Here is a 6,101-nt window from a genome sequence, read left to right as displayed (position 1 = left end):
CCACGCCGGCTGCCGAAGCCGCGCGCACGCCGGTCAAAGGCCTGGGCATCGCGGCCCGTTCCCTGAGCGCTTTGCTGATTGGCCGGGCCAGTTGGGCGATGGTGTATTTCGGCCTGCTGACCTGGGGCCCGAGTTACCTGGCCCAGGCCCGCGGCTTCGATATCAAGGGCATTGGCGCGGCGACCTTCGTGATTTTCCTGTGTGGCGCACTCGGCTCGTTGACCGGTGGTTTCCTCTGCGACGGTTTGATCCGCAAGGGTGTGAGTCGCGGGGTTGCGGTCAAGAGCCTGCTGGCGTTTTCCGGGCTGGTGGCCCTTGGCGCATTCCTGTTGCTGCCGACCCTGGGCAATCCTTTTGCAGCGGTGGCGTTGCTGGCCATGACCGCATTTTTCCTGATGTGGGGCAGCCTCTACTGGAGTTTCCCGGCGCTGCTGGCGGCACCGGCGCGGGTAGGCTTGATCGGCGGCGTGATGAACATGGCTGGCAGCACCGGCGGCATTGCGGTGCCCATCCTGGTGGGCGTGATCCTGCAAGCGGCCGGTGGTTTTGCCCCGGTGCTCGGGTTCTTCGCGGCGTGCTCGGCAGTCTTTGTGCTGGCGACGTTGTTCATCAGCCTGGATGAGGTGCGTCATGGCTAACGCGTTGTGGGACGGCCCGATCATCGACGCCCATCATCACTTCTGGGACCCGGGCGTCAACGATCACCCGTGGCTCGCGCCAGAGGCCAATATCCCGTTTCGCTACGGTGATTACGGCGCCATCAAGCGCCGCTATTTTCCAGAGGACTACTTCGCCGACGCCGGCGGGCATCGGGTGGTGCAAACGGTGTACGTCGAGACGGAGTGGAACCCGCAGGACCCGATTGGCGAAACCCGCTTCATCGAGCAACTGGCCGCGCGCTACGGCGTGCCAAACGCAGTCGTGGCGCAAGCCTGGCTCGATCACCCGGACGCCATCGATGTGCTCACCGAACAGGCGCGCTTCAAGCACGTGCGCAGTGTGCGCCACAAGCCCGGTGGCCCGATCGCGCCGGCGCAGGTGGGGCACATGCGCAGCCTGATGAGCGATGAACACTGGCGCCGCAGTTATGCCGCGCTCGAAGGGCTGGGCCTGCATTTCGATTTGCAGACACCGTGGTGGAACCTGCACGAGGCCGAACGGTTGGCCCGGGATTTCCCCGGCATTACGCTGATACTCAACCACGCCGGTCTGCCCAATGACCGTAGCGCCGAAGGCTTGGCGGGCTGGCGTCTGGCGATGGCGCGGCTGGCCCAGTGGCCGAACGTGCAGGTGAAGATTTCCGGCCTGGGGCAGGGCGGCCAGCGCTGGCGCGCCAAGGACAACGCCTGGATCGTGCGCGAAGTCATCGCAATGTTTGGCAGCCACAGGGCGATGTTCGCCAGCAACTTCCCCGTGGACAGCCTGTGCGGCTCGTTCGACGACATCTACAGCGGTTTCAAATCCATCGTCGCCGATCTGCCAGCGGCCGATCAGGAGCGACTTTTCTACAGCAATGCGCAGCGGGTGTATCGCTGCGAGCCTTGCGCCAATGACCGGGCGCGACCTGAACCCTTGAGGAGTGAAGCATGAGCAAATCCACTATCGCGATGGTCCTTGGCGACCCGGCGGGCATCGGCCCGGAGCTGATCGCCCGCCTGCTCGGCGAGCCCGAAGTGCGTCGTCAGGCCAACGTGATCCTGATCGCCGACGAGGCGGAAATGCGTCGCGGCATGCGCATCGCCGGGATGGAGTTTCCCTATCGTCGCGTCGAGTCCCTGGAGCATCTGGCATTCGTCGACGACACGCCGCTGTTCTATGACTTTCGTGGCGACACCGTGGGTGAATTTCCGCGCAGCGAGGCCAGCGTCATCGGAGGTCGCTACAGCCTCGACACCCTGGAACAAGCCCTGCGCCTGACCGAGGCCGGCACGACCGATGCGGTGCTGTTCGGCCCGTTGAACAAGACCTCGTTGCACATGGCCGGCATGGCCCACAGCGACGAACTGCACTGGTTCGCCGAGCTGCTGGATTTCCACGGGCCGTTCTGCGAGTTCAACGTGCTCGACAATCTGTGGACTTCACGGGTGACCTCCCACGTGGCCCTGGCCGATGTGCCGGGCCTGCTCAGCCAGCAACGGGTGGTGGAAGCGATTCAACTGATCGACACGGCGCTTAAGCGCAACGGCCTGGAAAAACCGCGGATCGGTGTTTGCGGCTTGAACCCGCACAACGGCGACAACGGCTCGTTCGGTCGCGAGGAGCTGGACATCATCGGCCCGGCGGTCCGCTCGGCTCAGGCGCTGGGGATCGCGGCGGACGGGCCCTATCCGGCCGATACGATTTTCCTCAAGGTCCAGGGCGATGCCAGTGCCTTCGACGCGGTGGTGACCATGTACCACGACCAGGGCCAGATCGCGATCAAGCTGATGGGCTTCTCCCGTGGCGTGACGGTGCAGGGCGGTTTGCCGATCCCGATCACCACCCCGGCCCATGGCACCGCATTTGATATCGCCGGGCAGGGCAAGGCCAATGTCGGAGCCATCCGACAGGCGTTCGAGATTGCCTGCCGGATGGGGCGCAACCGCCACTGACCATGGATCTCTGAAACAACATTAATCCCCCTGTCTACCATGCACCCTGTGGGAGCGGGCTTGCCCGCGATAGCGTCAGTACAGACACCCTGAAAGTGACTGTCAGACCGCTATCGCGGGCAAGCCCGCTCCCACAGTTGTTTGTGTGTGGCCGATAACTTTATCTACTGAATAATCAGATTTAGCTATCACCCCAGGTTATCGCCGGATACGCATAAGTGATTATCCGCAGCCCTTTGCGCTGGCTAAAGTCGCTCCATCGAATGAACGCAACCGGGCACTTCCGGCCACTGCGATCAGGCGAATGACAACTACAAAAAGCCCGCCTTGTCACTTCCGCAAGGCACATACCGGCAGCAAAGGAACACTCCTATGACCCGTCCAGATTCCGTCCTGGCACTGTCCAGCGCTATCTCCAAAAGCCGGCTTCGCCTTCTGCCGTTTCTGATCCTGATGTACATCCTGGCGTTCATCGACCGCTCCAACGTCGGCTTCGCCAAAGCGGCGCTGCAAGCCGATACCGGGTTGGGCGATGCCGCGTTTGCCTTTGGCGCGAGCATCTTCTTCATCGGTTATGCGTGCTTCGAAGTGCCGAGCAACTACATGCTGCACCGCCTCGGCGCCAAGGTCTGGCTGTGCCGGATCATGGTCACCTGGGGCCTGGTGTCGGCGGCGATGATGTTTGCCCACAACGCCCAGACGTTCTACGTGTTGCGCTTCATGCTGGGGGTGGCCGAAGCCGGGTTCTTCCCGGGGATCATCCTGTACCTCACCTACTGGTTCCCGGCGCAGAGTCGTGGCCAGGCGTTAGGCCTGTTCTATTTCGGCCTGCCGCTGGCGCTGGTATTGGGCAGTCCGTTGTCCGGCTGGTTGCTGGATTTCCACGGCGTGTTCGGCCTGACCAACTGGCAATGGCTGTTTGTTGTCGAAGGCCTGATGGCATCGGTGGTCGGCATCGCCGCGTACTTCTACCTGGTCAACCGTCCGGCCGAGGCCACCTGGCTCAGCGTTGAAGAAAAGCGGGCGCTGGAAACAGCGCTGGCGGACGAGGATGCGCAGAAAAAACACAGCAGCCCCCACGGTTTTCTCAGTGCCTTGCGCAACCCTCGGGTGCTGCAATTCTGCCTGGCGTATTTCACCATCCAGATGAGCGTGTACGGCGTGGTGTTCTACCTGCCGACGCGCATCGCCGGTCTGCTCGATGGGCATGTCGGCCTCAATGTCGGCCTGATCACGGCAATCCCCTGGGTCTGCGCGCTCATCGTCACTCGCCTGGTCACTCGTTATGCCGACCGTACTGGCCAGCACCGTCGTCTCGCCGTGTGCATGCTGACCATGGCCGCCCTCGGCATCGCCGCTTCCGCGCTGGGTTCGAGCATGGTGCCGGTGGTACTCGCGTTCTGCTTCGCCGCGGCCGGTTTCGTCTCGGTACAGCCATTGTTCTGGACCATTCCCACCAGCTACCTCAGCGGTGCGGCGGCGGCGGGCGGGATCGCCCTGATCAACTCCATCGGCAACCTGGGCGGCTTCGTCGCACCGAACCTGAAAACCGTGATGGAAAGCAGTTTTGCAGACCCTCGTGCCGGCATGTTCGCCCTGGCCGTGGTGGGCATTATCGGCGCCATCCTGCTGTCCCGACTTCGCACCACCCACACCCCTAAATCCCCCTCGCAGCTCACACCGGCTCAGGTTGGCTGATCACCGCGTTAGCAAGGAACTGTATTCATGAAAATCAAAGCGATCCGTACCCGCGTATTCGAGTGGAAAGGCAAAGTCGTCCCGCCCCAGGCGCACTTCTGCACCAACGCCAGCGACATCCTGTTCGAGCGTGGCGACGCCATGGGCTCGTTCCGTTTCCATGGCTGGCTGGTCGTGGAAGTCGAGACCGACACCGGCCTGGTCGGCATCGGTAACTGCGCACTGGCGCCGCGTGTGGCCAAGGAAATCATCGACACTTACCTGGCACCGATCGCCATCGGCGAAGACCCGTTCGACAACGAATACATCTGGCAGAAAATGTACCGCCAGAGCCACGCCTGGGGCCGCAAGGGCATCGGCATGGCGGCGATCTCGGCGATCGACATCGCGATCTGGGACATCATGGGCAAGGCGGTGAACAAACCGGTGTTCAAGCTGCTGGGCGGGCGCACCAAAGAGAAAATCTGGACCTACGCCTCCAAGCTCTACGCCAACGACAATCTCGACCTGTTCCTCGAAGAAGCCCAGGGTTATCTGAGCCAGGGTTTCACCGCGCTGAAAATGCGTTTCGGCTATGGTCCCAAAGACGGCCCGGCGGGCATGCGCCGCAACATCGAACAAGTGCGTGCCCTGCGTGAACTGGCCGGCCCCGACGTCGACATCATGCTCGAATGCTACATGGGCTGGACCCTGGAATATGCCCGGCGCATGTTGCCGAAACTGGCCGAATTCGAACCGCGCTGGCTGGAAGAGCCGGTGATCGCCGACGACATCGAGGGTTACGTCGAGCTGAAAAGAATGGGGATCATGCCGATCTCGGGCGGCGAGCACGAGTTCACCTCCTACGGCTTCAAGGACCTGCTGGAACGCCGCGCCGTCGACGTGATCCAGTACGACACCAACCGCGTCGGCGGCATCACCGCCGCGCGCAAGATCAACGCCATGGCCGAAGCCTGGTCGGTCCCGGTGATTCCGCATGCCGGGCAGATGCACAACTACCACCTGACCATGTCGACCACCGCCTCGCCGATGGCCGAGTTCTTCCCGGTGTTCGACGTCGAAGTCGGCAACGAACTCTTCTACTACGTGTTCAAGGGCGAGCCGCAGCCGGTCAACGGCTACATCCAGCTCGACGACCACAAGCCGGGCCTGGGCCTGGAAATTTCCGATGAGTATTTGAGCGAATTCAACATCATCGAATGACCTTGAGGCGCCGCTGTAGGCGGTGCCAACCACGACTTTGCGGAGGGCCGACATGCGCCTGATTCAATTTGAAAACACTGCCGGGCAACGCCAGGTCGGCTTGGTTGAAGGGGCTCGGCTCCAGGTGTTGTGTGATACCCGCAGCACCCGTGAGCTGGCGCTGGCCGCCATTCGTGGCGGGCGCAGCCTGCAGGAAGAAGTCGCCCGACGCGGCAGCGAACCCGGTCCGGATTACGCGCAGCTGTTGCAGCAGCGCAGAGTCCTGCCGCCGCTGGACCATGAAGACCCGGCCCATTGCCTGATCAGCGGCACCGGCCTGACCCATCTGGGCAGCGCGGCAACGCGGGACAAAATGCACCAGTACGATGGCGCAGTCGAAGCTGGCATGACCGACACCATGCGCATGTTCAAGTGGGGGCTGGAGGGGGGCAAGCCGGATGCGGGACAGGTCGGCGCGCAACCGGAGTGGTTCTACAAGGGTGACGGCAGCATCGTCGTGCGCCCCGGTGCGGATTTCCCGGTGCCGCCGTTTGCCGAGGACGCCGGTGAAGAGCCGGAGCTGACCGGCCTGTATGTGATCGGTGACGACGGCCAGCCGTATCGGCTCCG

At 63.0% G+C, this 6,101-nt stretch carries 5 protein-coding genes and 1 pseudogene; all 6 read left to right on the top strand.

What is annotated here, in order from left to right:
• On the top strand, positions 1 to 638 hold a 638-nt coding region (locus PMI31_RS03465), incomplete at its 5' end, for an MFS transporter (RefSeq protein ID WP_008016259.1).
• A complete protein-coding gene (locus tag PMI31_RS03460; protein ID WP_008016257.1) occupies positions 631 to 1,590 on the top strand; it encodes an amidohydrolase family protein in 960 nt (319 codons plus the stop codon). The genes PMI31_RS03465 and PMI31_RS03460, both read left to right, overlap by 8 nt.
• Entirely contained in the window at positions 1,587 to 2,591 is a 1,005-nt protein-coding gene (locus tag PMI31_RS03455; protein ID WP_008016255.1) for a 4-hydroxythreonine-4-phosphate dehydrogenase PdxA, read from the top strand. Before PMI31_RS03460 ends, PMI31_RS03455 begins: the two co-directional genes overlap by 4 nt.
• A gap of 372 nt (positions 2,592 to 2,963) precedes the next feature.
• A complete protein-coding gene (locus PMI31_RS03450; protein ID WP_008016254.1) occupies positions 2,964 to 4,289 on the top strand; it encodes an MFS transporter in 1,326 nt (441 codons plus the stop codon).
• Positions 4,290 to 4,316: 27 nt separating this feature from the next.
• A complete protein-coding gene (locus PMI31_RS03445; RefSeq protein ID WP_008016253.1) occupies positions 4,317 to 5,492 on the top strand; it encodes an L-rhamnonate dehydratase in 1,176 nt (391 codons plus the stop codon).
• Positions 5,493 to 5,544: 52 nt separating this feature from the next.
• A pseudogene (locus PMI31_RS03440) lies at positions 5,545 to 6,101 on the top strand (AraD1 family protein); the annotation flags it as partial.

Source organism: Pseudomonas sp. GM55 (assembly GCF_000282395.1).
In the GTDB taxonomy this organism is placed as follows: domain Bacteria; phylum Pseudomonadota; class Gammaproteobacteria; order Pseudomonadales; family Pseudomonadaceae; genus Aquipseudomonas; species Aquipseudomonas fluorescens_CC.
The sequence above is the reverse complement of the archived record's forward strand: the minus strand, read 5'-3'. Positions and strand labels throughout refer to the sequence as shown.

What these genes read in the sequence shown, in the direction of transcription:
- PMI31_RS03460 (WP_008016257.1), top strand. Translation starts at nt 631, where the DNA reads ATGGCTAACGCGTTGTGGGACGGCCCGATCATCGACGCCCATCATCAC.
- PMI31_RS03455 (WP_008016255.1), top strand. Translation starts at nt 1,587, where the DNA reads ATGAGCAAATCCACTATCGCGATGGTCCTTGGCGACCCGGCGGGCATC.
- PMI31_RS03450 (WP_008016254.1), top strand. Translation starts at nt 2,964, where the DNA reads ATGACCCGTCCAGATTCCGTCCTGGCACTGTCCAGCGCTATCTCCAAA.
- PMI31_RS03445 (WP_008016253.1), top strand. Translation starts at nt 4,317, where the DNA reads ATGAAAATCAAAGCGATCCGTACCCGCGTATTCGAGTGGAAAGGCAAA.